Consider the following 15,896-nt stretch of genomic DNA (forward strand, 5'->3'; position numbering starts at 1 on the left):
GATGTTACGCACCCTGCTGGCGCTGATGCTGCTCTCTTTTGGCTGCCTTGGCGGCCAAAGCCCGCTGCAGGCACGCATAGATGCACTGAGTGAAGGCGAGGTGCTGACTCTCTCTGCCGCCGAGTATTTGGGGCCGCTGGTGATCGACAAGGCTATCGCCATTGTCGGTGAGCCAGGCACCATAATCGATGCCGGCGGTAAAGGCAGCGCCGTGACTATCAAGGCCGCCGGCGTGCGCCTGCAGGGGCTTGAGATACGTAACTGGGGCGGCGATCTTTATGAACATGATTCCGGGGTGCGTCTGCTGCCGGGGGCCGATGATGTCCGCCTGCTGCAGCTTGAGCTGTCGGGGCCTGGATTTGGCATTCATGGCGAGCAGCTCAAACGCCCGGAAGTGGAATACTGCCGTATAAGCGGTGACGACAGGCGTTATCTGCTGGACAGAGGTGACGGCATCTTTCTCAAATATGTTGAGGCCCCCGAGCTGCACCACAATCAGATAGCTTCGGTGCGCGACGGTATCTATCTGGAAAACGTCGACGCCAGCCGGGTCAGCCACAATCAATTCAGCCGCCAGCAATATGGCATTCACTATATGTATACCCGCAATGACAGCGCCTGGAACAACCGCGCCAAGTGGCTACAGGGCGGCTATGCACTGATGAGCTCCAAGGGGATCACCTTGGAACACAACCAAGTCAGCGCCGCAATCGATTTTGGTATCTTGCTCAATGTGACTCAGCAGAGCGAGGTGCACCATAACCGGGTAACGGCTATTCACAACCCCAAGGGCGATCCCGCCATCGCCAGTGAAGGCAAGGGGCTGTTTATCTACGGCGCCGCCGACAACCGCATCAGCCATAACCATTTCAGTGACAGCGATACCGGTATCAGTGTTGCCCTGGGCGGTGAGGGCAATAGTCTGTGGCGCAACAACATAGAAAACAATCTGACTCAGGTGCGTTATGTCGGCAGCAAGTCGCAGGAGTGGAGCCTTCTGGGACAGGGCAACTATTGGAGCAGCTATCAGGGCTGGGATCTCGATGGTGATGGCATAGGCGATACCCCCTATCAGCCCAACGATGCCCTGGACAGGCTGTTTTGGCTTTACCCCGAGGCCAGATGGTTGATGGACAGCCCTGTGGTGCTCTTGCTGCGCTGGCTGCAGCGCCAACTGGCACTGGCCGAGGATATAGGTGTTCGCGACAGTTTTCCTTTGTTGCAGCCCATTGATATTAGGCCGAAACAAGAGATGAAAACCAATTCGCAACAGAGTGACGAGGAGACCCGCTATGCCCAGCATTGATTGTCGGCAACTGGCCTATGTCCGTGGCGACAGGCCTGTGCTGGAGGATATCAGCTTGCAGCTGCCCCAGGGTAAGTTGCTGGCATTGCTGGGCCATAATGGTGCCGGCAAATCGACCCTGATCAAACTGCTGCTGGGGCTGCTGAAACCCGCCGGTGGCGAGCTGAAGATTCTCGGCAAGGCCGCAGGTGAAAGCCCAATGCAGGTGGGTTATCTGCCGGAGAACGTCAGCTTCTACGACAATATGCCCTTGGGCGAACTGTTGAATTATTTCGCCGGGCTCAAGGGCATAGGTGCGACCAGGGTCAAAGAGCTGCTGGTTGAGTTTGAACTGGACGGTTTGGTAAAACGCAGGTTAGGGCAGTGTTCCAAGGGCCAGAGACAGCGACTTGGGTTGGCGCAGGCGCTACTGAGCCGCCCCAGATTACTGTTGCTCGATGAACCGACAGTGGGCCTGGACCCCTCGGCCTCGGCGCTCATGTATGCCCAATTGGCGGCGCTGAAACAGCGGGGCTGTACCATAGTGGTTTGCACCCATGAACTGGCTTTGGTTGAGCCGCATCTTGACTTGGCTCTCATGCTGGCAAATGGCCGGATGCGGGCGCTGGGAAGCCTGGATAACCTGAGGCAAGAGGCTGACTTACCACAGGAGATCCAGTTGCCATCCCGGCTGGACCTCAGTGGCGATCCCGTGCTGGGGCCGAGCTTTTCCGCTGGCCGGTTGAAACTGGCTAAGGCCAGCGTGCCGGAGGCGATAGCGGTACTGACGGAGCAGTACCGCTGCTTTGACTTTCAGTTGCCTCCGGCCTCGCTCGGTGAGCTGTTTCATCATTTTATGGCACCGCTTGACTCAAATCGCCGGAATGTCGCGCCCAAAAGATTCGGGGAGGCCGCCTGATGCAACTGGTCAGAGAAAATGAAGCATTGACATCCCAGCGGCCTAATCCGTTGTTTATCGTTGCCGTCAAGGAGTTCAAAGATTGCCTGCGGAGCCGCTGGCTGCAAACGGCTTGCTGTTTGTTTGCCCTGTTGGCGGCTGCGGTTATTTTCGGCGCCGGGGCCTTAGGCGGTGAGTTTCGTTGGCAGGCGCTGCCGCAGTTGTTCAACTCTCTTTTAACCTTAAGTGTCTTTCTGGTACCGCTGCTGGCGCTGCTATTGAGTTTCGATGCCGTGGTGGGGGAGGCCGAAGCCGGCACCCTGTTATTGTTATTGACCTACCCCTTGAGCCGCAGTCAGTGGCTGGCCGGCAAGCTGATGGGGCAGGGCGGCGCCCTGCTGCTGGCTTTGCTGCTGGGGTTTGGCTTGCCTTTGGGGTTATTGCCGGTATTGGCTCAGGAATACCGTAGCGTCGAGTTGCCCTCGGCCCTTGCCCTCTTGCTGGCCAGCGCCTGGTTGCTCGGGTTGGTGTTTATGCTTTTAGGCTACTGGGTCAGCATGCAGGTCAAACAGAAAGCTCAGGCACTGGCGCTGCTGATGCTGCTTTGGCTGCTGCTGGTGCTGCTCTATGATCTGGCCTTGCTGGTATTGGCCGTGGTTGCGGCCGATACCCTTGGGCAGTCGGGATTGCAGTGGCTGATGTTGCTGAACCCGGCCAGTGTGTTTCGCTTGCTCAATCAAAGTTTTCTGGGCTTGGCCAGTGGTGTGCCGACCTGGCCCTGGTTACTGGGAATACTCTTTGGTTGGCTGTTGTTGTTATCTTGGCTGTGCCGCTACAGTTTTCAGCGCCGGCCGCTGTGAATCAGCTATTGGAGCTTGCTGTATTAGATAGTTTTTATTTAACGAAAACAAATTGTTAATTGATATAAGTATCACATTCTGACTGTTGCACTCAGGTTAAACTTATAACCTATCCTCAAGCCCCCGTGAATGGGGCAGTCAAATCTTCTGGAGTGACTTTTCGGAGTGCCAATGCAACAGCTGACTCCCTATTTGGCGTTGGATACCAAGGCAAAACACTTGCTGGATCAACGCGATGGTTCAGAAATCGTCCTGTCGTTTTCTGAGGCTCAGGTATTGTCACACCTGTTGTCTGCCCCGGGAAACGTGTTTGGAAAAGATGAGTTGCTGGCTGTAGGTTGGCCGGAGCGGGTGGTGGCGCTGACCTCACTGACCCAATGCATCAGTATTCTCAGAAAGAAACTGGAACCCTATCCCGAAATTCAACTCAAGACGGTTGCCCGCCGTGGCTATCAGCTGAATATTTCCGAACAGTCCCATGTGCATATGCTGGCCATCTCAGATGGTGAAGCCATCCGCACTGCCTTGGTGAGTGTGTCTCTGAAAATAAAACTCCTGGGTATTTTATTGCTGTTGGGGCTGGTGGGCTTCTTCTGGTACTACAGTGACTATCACGAAATGGTCAAACAGGTGAGCCATTGGCGTGCCGATAAGCAGTTACCCTTGAATGTGGGAGGCACGCTGGCCTCGGCGCAGTTGTTTTACAGTGATGAGGCCAAGCAGCTGCATCCTTCCATGTGGCAAAAGCATCTGGCGCCTGAGGGAAATCTTATCCCCGGATTGAAGCATTTCAGCGCTTATGCCGCCTCGGATGGCCGTAATTACTCTTTTGCCATCTGTCCCAGTGCCGATGAAACCGGCTGTGACGGCGATGGCATCATCAATATCACCGCCATAGATCCGAAACCTGCCGGTCTCAGCATGAAGGAGTTTGTGCCCCTGAGCCAGGAGATGGAGCGGCGGATCCGCTACAACCGCATTATTTTGCCGCCGGCGGTAGACAATGCCGAGTTGGTGGAGCACAACTACCATGCGGATATCTATTTCCCGGTCGCCGATGAGCTCTTGGTGCGTACCGATCTCAGCCTATCGCTGGTTTACGACAGTAAAGACTCGGGGCAGTTTTATTCATCGGCCTGCGTTACCGATCAAGACTGCCTTACCACACCGATAAAATATCAACTGCGGGGCTATTTTCACCAGTACCGCACCGAGATTTCCGGCACCCCGGTGGATGTGTTCCAGGTGAAAGTGAACCAGAAAGAACTCACCAAGCCGGACAATGTCAGTGACTCGGCGATGCACTTCTACCGCGAGATCCGTAAAGACGATATCCGTGATGAGGAGATCTACTACTTCCGGGTCTATCAGGATCACAAGACAGCCGTTTGGATAGTGCCGCAGATGGGTAATTTACTGGCCTGGACCACCTACAGTGAAGTGAAGCTCTGAGCCGATAAGGCTACTTAACTACCATCACAGGGCACTTGGCCTTGTTGATAATCTCTTCGGTGACGCTGGGCAGCAGCCAATGGGCCAGCGCAGTGCGTTGATGACAACCCACAACTATCATGCCGACATTGGCGCTCTCGGCTTCTTCGAGGATCTGGCCGGCAGCGCTGCCGCGACGGATAAGCACCTCGAGTTGCTGCTCTGGATGCAATTGTTGCAGCAGGGCGTGGATTTTCTCCGAGGCGTAGGCCTGCATATGTTGCTGTAGCTGCACTGGGGTCACGGCCACTATGCCGAAGTTCTCTTCGTGATGGGGCAGAGTGGTAATGTCTTCGCCATAGGCCTTGCTGATCACATGCAGCAGCCTCAGCTTTACCTTATAGAGCGCCGCCAACTCTATGGCATATTCCAGGGCGTGTTCGGATTCTTCAGAGAAGTCGACCGGACAGAGGATTTGTCGGGTACGCATGATGCATCTCCTTTTACTCGGCCTTGGCCACTTCTTTAAGTTTAAGCCAGCCTTGGCAAGGTACAAATTTGGCGTTCAGGGGAGATATTCGCAGGTGCCGATTCGGCTAAAATCCCTGTCATTGAACGAATAAAGCCCCGGACGGGGCTTTATGCTTAACGGGAAACTGCCTGAGTCGCAGCCGCGGCAGAATGCCTTAGTCCACCAGGCCGTATTGTTCCTTGAGTACCCGGATGATTTCTGCCTTGGGATTATCCGAGAGAGTGATCTTGGCTCCGGTGACTTTCTCGGCAATACCTGTGTAGGTACGCGAGACATTCATCATGGCCTCCAGTGGCAGGTCGTTGTCGCGGGCCAGGGCTTCACGTTCCGGCATTCTATCCTTGTTCAACAGGATATCCGGATCCGGGAAGTGGTTGAGCAGGAACTGACGGAAGCCTTCTTTGGAGTTCTCGAGGATCTTGCCGTCACGGTAGGCGCTGCCATCCCAAATACGTGAAGAGTCTGGGGTTCCCACTTCATCCATATAGATAAGCTTGGACTGGCCTTGTTTGTCAGTGACATAGCCAAATTCGAACTTGGTATCGACAAAGATCTGATCTTGCTGTGCCAGCGCCTCGGAAATGACTTCGAATCCCTGCTTGAGCAGCTTTTCGTACAGATCGATATCTTCAGGCTTTTCAAAGCCGAAGGCCTCGAAGTTGGCTTCGATATCTGCGCGGCTGATGTTGACATCATCCTGCTCCGGTACCCCGGGGATCCCCTTGAGTATGCCCTTGGTCGATGGGGTGATCAGTAACTCGGGTAGCTGCTGGTCCTTTTGCAATCCCTCCGGCAGCGTGATGCCGCAAAATACTCGCTCACCCTTTTGATAGGCGCGCCACATGGAGCCGGTAATATAGCGGCGAATAATGGCTTCCACCTTTATCGGGCGAGCCTTTTGCACTATCCACACGAAGGGATGGGGAATGTCGAGAATATGGCTGTCGGCCAGCCCCTTTTCCTTGAACAGGCTGAACCAGTGGTTGGAGATGGCGTTGAGCGCCGCCCCTTTGCCCGGGATCCCTTTGAGGCCATCTTCGCCGTGGAAGATGCAATCGAAGGCGGAGATACGATCCGAGATCACCATGATCGCCAGCGGAGTATCGGCGGGCACATCATAGCCCTTTTCGCGGATCAATCTGGCGCTGTCGGCCTCGGTCAACCAGTAGACACTGCGCACTTTTCCGCTGTGAACCGGCTTGTCGGTGCGGATAGGCAAATCATTGTTTACGGCTAGAACGGAATCAGCAAGACTCATGACGAGTATTCCTCTGGGTGTAGGGTTTAAGGCTAAGTCCGGCAGGCGGGGTTATTGTTATCTGCCTGTTTCCGGGAGAATGCGAGCCGGCGGCGGGGCAGCAGCAAGCAGCAGAAAAGGCTGTGCTTGAGAGGTAGAGCCGCTGTGGAGTCATACCAGTATGAGATGCCGCCGACAAAAGATGGGCTATTTTACCTCAGTCACAACCTTTTGCCACGGGGAGGCTTTGTTTACTGGAGCAAAACTCTGTTCGCGATAGAGACTAATGAGGTTGAACCCAGGGAGCTTGGGCGCTGATTCGGCATCCATGTTTCTGCCGCCTTATTATGCGCCAATGGCTGCCGGCTACACCGAGGGGAATTGGTGCAATTCTGCAATCATAGCGCTGCTTGAAATTGCTTGTATACCTACAGACATACACCTCTTTTCCAGGCATTGGTGGGACTGTGACCGTCGAAAACAAGGCCGAATTCTGTTCCTGACAAATTCGGCATTTCCTACGTCCATGTAGGTCAGATGTTTTCGTCGAGGCGACTACCTCATTTGTTCCAGAAAAATGTCGGCATACACTCCATATATGTATTCACGCCGTGTTACAGGATCGCCTGTGCGAAAAGCGCACCGCAGGTGATGGCCTGCATCATGGTTCAGAAGCTCGGCCAATACTAATTAGCGACTTTTAGCTGGAAGTCATGATAGCCGCTGTGCCAGCGGCCTAAAGTCGTGGAGCTTCGCCCCACACCCGAGGAAAGGGGCTGTATCGACTCGCCCCCTTTCCAAACCCCCAGCGACCCGCGACGCAGCGGAAAACCCCTTGTGCTTATGATGTCAATTCGCTATCGCGCCAGACGCTCAGAGTCACATCCATGTGACTCTGACCCAGCTCAACATCCTGTTTCGCGCTCGTTAGCTCGTCGCTAGGCGACACTCGCCCCTGATTCGACTGGCGCTGAGTGGGCATCTGCCGGACAGGAGTCCCAATGCCGTGAAGGGCAGGACGCCCGTGAACGGCCATGCCTCGCTACGCGATAGTCATCAACGCCCTGCGGCCGCTTCGAGCGGGAATCGGTGCATTCTGTGAGAATGGAGTAGCTTGAAATATCTGAAGAGTTTGCAGACATACGCCTATTTTCCAGGCATAGGCGGGACTGTGACCGTCGAAAACAGGGATGTTTTCGTCGAGGCTACATGGACGTATTCACGCCGTGTCACAGGATCGCCTGTGCATAAGCCTGCGGCAGGCAATGGGAGACATCCGTTGCTGGAAGTTCAATCTATGTTATTTGGCTATTTTGAGCTGAAAGCAATGCTAGCTGCTGTGCCAGCGGCCTAAAGTCGTGGAGCAAGTGCATCCAAGCATAACGTCAGTACTCGAAAGCACGTTGCTACGCAACTCTCGCCAAACCACACCGGGCAAGGGGCTTTGCTTGTCCAAAGCCCCTTGCATCCCCAAGGACACCCCCGACGTAGCCGAAATCCCCGCTGGCTTATGAAGCACATTGGCTACACTCAGGACTCGCATCCTTGCTCGACCTTCGAGCCTCGACATCCCTGTCTCGGTTACGCCAATTTGCAACAACGCCCGCGGCGGCTCCGAAGGGGGAATTGGTGCAATTCTTCCCACACAGAGTTGTTTTGAGCTGCAGACATACGCCTATCTTCCAGGCACAGGCGGGACTGTGACCGTCGAAAACAAGGATGTTTTCGTCGAGGCTACAGGGACGTATTCACGCCGAGTCACAGGATCGCCTGTGCATAAGCCTGCGGCAGGCAATGAGTAACATCCGTCGCCGGAAGCTCGGCCAATACTAACTTAGATACTCTTAGCTGGAAGCTATGATAGCCGCTGTACCAGCGGCCTAAAGTCGTGGAGCTTCGCCCCACACCCGAGGAAAGGGGGCTGTATCGACTCGCCCCCTTTCCAAACCCCCAGCGACCCGCGACGCAGCGGAAAACCCCTTGTGCTTATGATGTCAATTCGCTATCGCGCCAGACGCTCATCCCTGATTCGACTGGCGCTGCTTCGGCATCCATGCCTCGCTACGCGATTGTCATCAACGCCCTGCGGCCGCTTCGAGCGGGAATCGGTGCATTCTGTGAGAATGGAGTAGCTTGAAATATCTGAAGAGTTTGCAGACATACGCCTATTTTCCAGGCATAGGCGGGACTGTGACCGTCGAAAACAGGGATGTTTTCGTCGAGGCTACAGGGACGTATTCACGCCGTGTCACAGGATCGCCTGTGCGAAAGGCCGTTCTCGGACATCCTGTCATTCACGGCATCCGGGCTTCCAGCATCCGCACTCTAGGTGGTGGGCAATAGCGGTTTGGCAGTAAGCCCCGCTATTGCCAAACCCTTCCTCAGTCGCGTGTCTGACCTGTGCCATTGACCAGGAATTTCTCCGTGGTCAATGACTCCAGTCCCATGGGGCCGTAGGCATGCAGCTTGGTGGTGGCGATACCGATTTCGGCACCAAGCCCAAGCTCGCTGCCGTCGCTGAAGCGCGATGAGGCGTTGACCATCACCACAGAGGCATCGACCCCTTGCTGAAACTGTTGCGCCGCTTGCTGGCTTTCGGTGCAGATCACCTCGGTATGGTGGCTGCCGAAGCGGGCGATATGCTTCATGGCATCCGCCAGCGAATCGACCTGGCGTACGGCGATTTCCAGGCTCAGGTATTCCTGGCCGAACTCCTCTTCCGTCAGCACAGTGGCCTGGTCGAAGAAGGGCGCCGCCTTCTCATCGGCATTGATCTTCACCCCCTTGTCGGCCAAGGCCTGAGCGGCGATAGGCAGCCATACTTTGGCGATATCCTTGTGTACCAACAGGCCTTCCAGGGCATTACAGACGCCGGTGCGCTGGGTCTTGCCGTTGAGCAGCAGGTTGAGCGCCTTTTCCACATCGGCATCTCTGTCGACATAGAGGTGACAAACGCCTTTAAAGTGCTGGATAACCGGGATTTTAGAGTTGTCGCTGACAAAGTTGATCAGGCCTTCGCCGCCTCTTGGGATCACCAGGTCGATGTAGTCGCGCTGCTGCAACAGTTCCAGCATCAAGGCGCGGTCGGGATCCGGCACCACGGATATCAGTGCGGTTGGCAGTTTGAACTCCTGCAGTACTTTGTGCAGCACTTTGGCTATCGCCAGGCTGGAGTTGAGCGCCTCTTTACCGCCGCGCAGTATTACCGCGTTGCCCGATTTGAAACACAGCGCTGCGGCATCCGCGGTCACATTGGGGCGCGCCTCATAGATCATACAGACCACCCCGAGCGGCACTCTGAGCTTGCTTATCTGAATACCGTTGGGACGGCGGCCCAGCTCGCGGCGCTGCCCCACGGGATCGTCCAGCTCGACTATGGTGTCAATGCCACTGGCCATGGCGGCGATCCGCTCTGGCGTCAGGGTCAGACGGTCGAGCATGGCTTCGCTGAGACCTGCGCTGCGGGCCGCAAGGAGATCTTCCTCATTGGCCTTGAGAATATTGTCATTTTCAGCGAGAAGCGCCCGGGCCATCGCTTTCAGCACCTGATTTTTGGTTTGGGTATCTATGAGTGCCAGCTCCCTGGCCGCCTTGGCCGCTGAGCTTGCCAGTGTGGTTATCAGACTCATTTGGGTCCTCCTTTGTTCGTTGCGCTACTCTGGTGGCGGGCCGCTGCTATTTCTCCAGTTGCGGCGTTTTACTGAGTAGGGCGATATCTTTTTCCGAGACTATGCCGCCCAGGCTGTCGGTGAAGCTGTCGGCCAGTTCAGGGTCTTCCTGCTCGGCGATAAAACTCAGCAGGCTGCTGCTGTAGTTGCTGCGGGCCTTGGCCAGACGGGTGCCGTCGTCGCTGCGCAGCAGTATGGTATCGCCGGCGGCAAAGTTGCCCTTGACCTCAAGTACTTCATTGCTGGAAAGCTCGGCGCAATTCTTGGCGCTGTCCATCTCCTCATCGGCGGCGACTATCACTTCCCCTTGAGCCCTGACAGTGTGGGTCAGCCAATGCATCCGCTCCTGCAACGGAGTTTCGGATGCCCGGAACAGGGTGCCGGGATTGCGACCCGACAACAGGGCATTAAAGCTCTCCTCTTTGAAGCCGTTGACTATATAGGTATCAATGCCGTGGGAGCTGGCCTTTTCCGCCGCTTCTATCTTGGTGCGCATGCCGCCGGTGCCGACATCGCTGTGACTGCCGCCGGCCATGGCATAGATGGCGGCATCGATTTTATTGACCTCGGGCAGTAGCTCGGCATCGCTGTGCAGATGCGGGTTCTTGTTATAGAGGCCATCAATATCCGAGCAGATCACTAAGGTATCAGCGTCGGCCGCGGCTGCCACCATGGCTGACAGGTTATCGTTGTCACCCACCTTGAGTGCATCTGTGGTGACGGTATCGTTTTCGTTGAGGATCGGCAGTATGTCGTGATCCAGCAGGGTAAACACGGTTTCCCTAATCGACAGGTAACGCTCTCTGTCGCGCAGATCGCCATGGGTCAGCAGAATTTGCGCCGTGGGAAAGTCGAAAAACTTATCCCAGGTCGCCATCATCTCAGTCTGCCCGGCGGCGGCCATGGCTTTTTTCAGTACCACCTGGGCCTCAGGGCTATTGGCTTCACTGCCAGGTTTGAGCGGAAATCTGTGGGCTCCGGCGGCAATTGAGCCGGAAGAAACCAGTATGGTCTGAATGCCTTTAGCGCGGCAGCGCACAATGAATTGGGCTATGGCCAGCAGATAGCGCGAGCTACAGCCCTGTCTGTCAGGGGCAATCAGGGCGCTGCCGACTTTTAAAACAATTCGTTGCCTTGGTTGCTTATTCATAACTTCCTTAACCTGTTTGAGGTGTTACTTCGAAGCGGATTGGGGATTGAAGCTAGACCCGGCGTCTGCCACCGGGTCTATAACGGGATTTGTAATGTCCAGCTATCAGCCGACCTGCTGCAGCTTTTCCCGGGTAGCGTGGAAGGTCTTCTGCACTGAGTGTGAGGGATCCTGGCTAAAGTGGCTGACCAGCACTATGGCCGTGGAGCTTATGATAAAGCCGGGAACTATCTCGTAGATCACGCTGGAGAGTGTCTTGCCATCGGGCAAGACAGGCAGCAGGATCCACAGCAGCACAGTGATGGCGCCGGTGAGGATACCGGCGACGGCACCCGAGTGGGTCATCTTCGACCAGAACAGACTGAACAGCACCAGTGGCCCGAAGGCGGCACCGAAACCGGCCCAGGCGTTACTCACCAGTGACAATATGCTGCTGTCGCTGTCCAGTGCCAGTAAAGTGGCCACGGCAGCAACGGCAAACACCCCGAGGCGACCTATGTTAACCAGCTTCTTCTCGTCTATGTCCTTGTGGAACACGGCGCGGTAGACATCCTCTGTCAGCGAACTGGATGACACCAGCAACTGTGAGGAGATGGTGCTCATGATGGCCGCCAGAATCGCCGCCAGCAGGAAGCCACTCACCAGAGGGTGGAACAGAATTTCCGAGAACAGAATAAAGATGGTTTCCGGGTCCTGCAGCCCAGGGTGGAACTTGTTGACATAGGCGACACCGATAAGGCCTGTGGCCAGGGCGCCGAGTATGGTCACCAACATCCAGCTCATGCCTATGTTGCGGGCCGTCTTGATATCTTTCACCGAACGAATGGCCATAAAGCGCACTATGATATGTGGTTGACCGAAATAACCCAGTCCCCAGGCCATGCTGGAAACAATCGCCAGCAGGCTCATTTTCTCCACAGATTCAGACAGAGGCACTATGGTGTGATTGGCCTGCGCCATCATCTCAGTGCCATTGTTGAACTCCTGAAAAGCCACTATAGGCACCATCACCAAGGCGACAAACATAATACAGCCCTGCACAAAGTCGGTCATACTGACGGCCAGAAAGCCCCCCAGCAGGGTGTAGGCCACCACCACTGAAACAGTGATCACCAGGCCTAGCTGGTAACTCAGGCCGAAGGCGGATTCAAACAGTTTGCCCCCGGCGACCAGACCGGCAGAGGTGTAGAGAGTAAAGAAGAGTATGATCACCGCTGCAGAAATCATCCGCACCGAGCCGTTTTTCTTCTCGAAGCGCTTGCTGAAAAAGTCCGGCAGTGTCAGGGCGTCATCTGCTTCCTGGGTATAAACCCTGAGCCTGGGCGCTACCAGCAGATAGTTGAACCAAGCGCCGATAAGCAGGCCAAGCGCAATCCAGATGGTGTCGAAGCCGATAACAAACATGGCGCCCGGCAGACCCATCAGCATCCAACCACTCATATCGGAAGCGCCGGCCGACAGCGCCGTGACCTGAGGGCTGACCTGACGGCCGCCGAGAATGTAGCCCGAAATATCATCGGTAGAATTGCGATAGGCAAACAGGCCTATCGCCAGCATGACCACAAAGTAGATGGCCAAAGAGATATAACTCGAATAATCCATAGATTAGTGCCCGTTATTGCCAGTGAAGGCTTGATTGAGTTTTTGTTTGCAGAATGGGTACAGGTAGGTTGAGAGTACGAGCCAGAAACACCCTAATTGGATCAGGTACTTGGCTTTATCTCTGAGGCTGATTTGGTAGCGTGAAAGATGACTGTCAGACTCCTGTGAGCTGTTGGCATTCATCGTGATTCTCCTTCCTTAAGTTTCATCTGAAGTTGGGCTAGCGAAAAACCACTTGAAGGCTAACCAACCTATTGATTAGTGTTCAAATGGTTTTTGTTCGAACGATATTATTCATGTTTATCAGAAAATGATCAAGTTTATATCTGAGTTGAATACTAGGTTTTAAACTGGATTTAAATGATTATTTTCATTTAAATCAGTTGTTTATTTTGTAGTTTTTTTAGTTTTCTCAATTTTTAATATATTGAATACAATTATAAGGTAGGCGATAGGTTCTATATTTGAGCTATAACAATTTTCTGATTTGGTTCTGAAATAAACCGGAAATAATTAGGGTTTAAAATTAATTTACGATAGCGTCGGCTTCTGCCAAGCGAACCACTGCAAACCCGTGTAACCCCTGGGGCAGATCTCCAATTCCAACCCGACAAACTCCTCAAAATAGCGCTTGAACTATAGGCGTGTTTATATATGATTTATCATATATCTGTTTATCCATATATTCTCCAGATTGCTGAAGGTGCTTATTTGAGTGACCAACTGAAATTGGCAGATGTATGGCAGGCCGATCATTGGCCTTAAGGAGTGGCATTTATCATGGAACTAACCATTTTTTTCAAAGCCTTGGCCGATGAAACCCGGCTGCGCAGTCTGCTGTTGATCCTGCAGCAGGGAGAGCTTTGTGTCTGCGAGTTGACTGAGGCCCTGGCCTTGAGTCAACCGAAGATCTCCCGTCATTTGGCGCAGCTGCGAACTCAGGGGCTGCTGCAGGACAGACGCCGGGGCCAATGGGTGTTTTATCGTCTCAGCCCCGAGCTGGCACCCTGGTGCGAGCAGTTGCTGCGGGACACACTGACGGCCAACCCTGGCTTTATTGCTGATGAGCTGACTCGGCTGGAGGCCATGGCCTCGAGGCCGCAAGCTTGCTGTTGAAAACGGCCGGAATCTATCACTTGAGCGCCGGAAGTTAACCGCCGGGGGACCGGAGAGGGGGATGTATGGGAATTTTTGAACGTTGGCTCAGCCTGTGGGTAGGGTTGTGTATTTTAGCTGGGATAGCACTGGGTTATCTGGCGCCTAATGTATTTGCCGCGGTGGCGGCGCTGGAATACGCCCATGTCAATCTGGTGATTGCCGTACTTATCTGGGTGATGATCTATCCCATGATGGTGCAAATTGACTTTTCCGCTATCAAGGATGTTGGCCGAAATCCCAAGGGATTGCTGCTGACGCTGGTGATAAACTGGTTGGTGAAGCCTTTTACCATGGCGCTGCTCGGCTGGCTCTTTTTCCGTTTTCTATTTGCCCCTTGGGTGGAGCCGCAAACGGCGCAGGAGTATATCGCCGGGATGATCCTTCTCGGAGTCGCTCCTTGTACCGCCATGGTGTTTGTCTGGAGTCAACTGACCCGGGGCGATGCCAACTACACTCTGGTGCAGGTATCGGTCAATGATGTGATCATGATTTTTGCCTTCGCCCCCCTGTCGGCCCTGCTGCTGGGGGTGAGTGATATTCAGGTGCCATGGGAAACCTTGATTCTATCAGTGGCTTTGTACGTGTTGCTGCCTCTATTGGCGGGGATCTGGACACGCAAACACCTCAATAGCCGGCCAGAGGCGATTACGGCCTTGCTGTCCAGACTCAAGCCCTGGTCGATATTGGGGCTGCTGCTGACTGTGGTATTGCTGTTTGCATTGCAAGCCGAAACCATAGTGGCCCAGCCGCAAAATATTGTGCTGATAGCCATTCCACTGTTACTGCAGACTTACGGTATTTTCCTGCTGACCTGGTGGTTGGCGAAGCGTTTGCGCCTGCCCCACAACATAGCCGCTCCGGCCTGCATGATAGGGGCATCCAACTTTTTCGAACTGGCGGTTGCCGTGGCTATCTCCCTCTTTGGTCTGCACTCGGGAGCGGCGCTGGCCACAGTCGTCGGGGTACTGGTGGAAGTGCCTGTGATGCTATCCCTGGTGGCATTTGCCAATCGCCGCCGTGGTAATTGACCTGCGGCCAACAAATCAATGGAGAATTGAGATGACAATAAAGGTGGGAATTAACGGCTTTGGCCGCATGGGACGGCTGGCCTTGAGGGCTGCCTGGGATTGGCCGGAACTCGAATTTGTGCAGATCAACGACCCTGCCGGCGATGCCGCCACCCTGGCGCATCTGTTGGAGTTTGACTCTGTTCATGGCCGTTGGTCGCACCCAGTCAAGCATGAGGGCAGTGCCATAGTCATAGCCGGGCGGCGGATAGCGACCAGTCGCAATCAGGCCATTGCAGACAGCGATTGGTCTCAATGCGATCTGGTGATCGAAGCCTCGGGCAAGATGAAAACCAAGGCGCTGCTGCAAGCCTATCTTGATCAAGGGGTGAAACGGGTGGTGGTGACAGCGCCTGTGAAAGAGGACGGCGTCGCCAATCTGGTGATGGGGGTGAATCATCAGAGTTACGACTCGGCCAGGCATCCGATAGTGACAGCCGCATCCTGTACCACCAATTGTCTGGCGCCTGTGGTCAAGGTCATCCATGAGAACTTCGGCATTCGTCATGGCTCCATGACCACTATCCACGACATCACCAATACCCAGACCATATTGGATGCGCCCCATAAGGATCTGCGCCGAGCCCGCGCCTGTGGCCAGAGCCTGATCCCGACCACCACAGGCAGTGCCACCGCCATTACCCATATCTTCCCTGAGCTGAAAGGCCGCCTCAACGGCCATGCGGTCAGGGTGCCACTGGCCAACGCCTCACTGACCGACTGTGTGTTTGAACTGGAGCAAACAGTGACAGAGCAACAGGTCAACGACTTGCTGCAACAGGCGGCCGAGACTGAGCTCAAGGGCATTCTCGGCTTCGAGTCGCGGCCGCTGGTGTCGGTGGACTACAAGACAGATCCCCGCTCCTGCATAGTGGATGGGCTGTCCACCATGGTGATCAACGGCACTCAGCTCAAACTCTACTGCTGGTATGACAACGAATGGGGTTATGCCAATCGCACCGCTGAGTTGGCACTGATGGTGGGCCGTTTGGACCGGGATGCCTGAAG

General features: G+C 54.8%; 12 protein-coding genes. 7 read left to right on the top strand and 5 right to left on the bottom strand.

Annotated elements, in window-relative coordinates; genetic code table 11:
- The first annotated feature begins 1 nt into the window (after position 1).
- The 4 genes from nosD (at position 2) to ACWAU4_RS02720 (ending at position 4,495) form a co-directional block, all read left to right on the top strand.
- On the top strand, positions 2-1,306 hold the full coding sequence (gene nosD / locus ACWAU4_RS02705) for a nitrous oxide reductase family maturation protein NosD (protein ID WP_454290446.1): 1,305 nt from the start codon (positions 2-4) through the stop codon (positions 1,304-1,306).
- On the top strand, positions 1,293-2,204 hold the full coding sequence (locus ACWAU4_RS02710) for an ATP-binding cassette domain-containing protein (RefSeq protein WP_208125460.1): 912 nt from the start codon (positions 1,293-1,295) through the stop codon (positions 2,202-2,204). The genes nosD and ACWAU4_RS02710 overlap by 14 nt, the downstream gene beginning before the upstream one ends.
- Positions 2,204-3,043: an ABC transporter permease subunit gene (locus ACWAU4_RS02715; RefSeq protein ID WP_208125461.1), complete on the top strand. Its 840-nt coding sequence runs from the start codon at positions 2,204-2,206 to the stop codon at positions 3,041-3,043. The genes ACWAU4_RS02710 and ACWAU4_RS02715 overlap by 1 nt, the downstream gene beginning before the upstream one ends.
- Before the next feature lie 171 nt (positions 3,044-3,214).
- Positions 3,215-4,495: a winged helix-turn-helix domain-containing protein gene (locus ACWAU4_RS02720; protein ID WP_025009298.1), complete on the top strand. Its 1,281-nt coding sequence runs from the start codon at positions 3,215-3,217 to the stop codon at positions 4,493-4,495.
- Between the two features lie 10 nt (positions 4,496-4,505).
- Here the strand turns inward: ACWAU4_RS02720 and ACWAU4_RS02725 are convergent, their stop codons facing one another.
- From ACWAU4_RS02725 to putP, 5 genes are all read right to left on the bottom strand, one after another.
- On the bottom strand, positions 4,506-4,964 hold the full coding sequence (locus ACWAU4_RS02725) for a universal stress protein (protein WP_109247263.1): 459 nt from the start codon (positions 4,962-4,964) through the stop codon (positions 4,506-4,508).
- A 196-nt stretch (positions 4,965-5,160) separates the two neighbouring features.
- Positions 5,161-6,264 carry a phosphoribosylaminoimidazolesuccinocarboxamide synthase gene (locus ACWAU4_RS02730; protein WP_144220393.1) on the bottom strand — a complete coding sequence of 368 codons (1,104 nt, stop codon included), beginning with the start codon at positions 6,262-6,264 and terminating at the stop codon, positions 5,161-5,163.
- A gap of 2,360 nt (positions 6,265-8,624) precedes the next feature.
- Positions 8,625-9,872, bottom strand: a complete 1,248-nt coding sequence (locus tag ACWAU4_RS02735; protein ID WP_044733610.1) for a glutamate-5-semialdehyde dehydrogenase — start codon at positions 9,870-9,872, stop codon at positions 8,625-8,627.
- A gap of 46 nt (positions 9,873-9,918) precedes the next feature.
- On the bottom strand, positions 9,919-11,061 hold the full coding sequence (gene proB, locus ACWAU4_RS02740; protein ID WP_093982026.1) for a glutamate 5-kinase: 1,143 nt from the start codon (positions 11,059-11,061) through the stop codon (positions 9,919-9,921).
- A 105-nt stretch (positions 11,062-11,166) separates the two neighbouring features.
- Positions 11,167-12,663: a sodium/proline symporter PutP gene (gene putP, locus ACWAU4_RS02745; RefSeq protein WP_044733612.1), complete on the bottom strand. Its 1,497-nt coding sequence runs from the start codon at positions 12,661-12,663 to the stop codon at positions 11,167-11,169.
- Between the two features lie 780 nt (positions 12,664-13,443).
- Between putP and ACWAU4_RS02750 the strand changes: the two genes are divergently transcribed.
- From ACWAU4_RS02750 to ACWAU4_RS02760, 3 genes are all read left to right on the top strand, one after another.
- Positions 13,444-13,779, top strand: coding sequence for an ArsR/SmtB family transcription factor (locus tag ACWAU4_RS02750; protein WP_028779633.1), 336 nt, complete (start codon positions 13,444-13,446; stop codon positions 13,777-13,779).
- A 65-nt stretch (positions 13,780-13,844) separates the two neighbouring features.
- Entirely contained in the window at positions 13,845-14,849 is a 1,005-nt protein-coding gene (arsB, locus tag ACWAU4_RS02755; RefSeq protein WP_144131855.1) for an ACR3 family arsenite efflux transporter, read from the top strand.
- Between the two features lie 31 nt (positions 14,850-14,880).
- Entirely contained in the window at positions 14,881-15,894 is a 1,014-nt protein-coding gene (locus ACWAU4_RS02760) for an ArsJ-associated glyceraldehyde-3-phosphate dehydrogenase (protein WP_208125462.1), read from the top strand.
- Positions 15,895-15,896 lie beyond the last annotated feature (2 nt).

This window comes from Shewanella sp. FeAMO, from assembly GCF_053653955.1.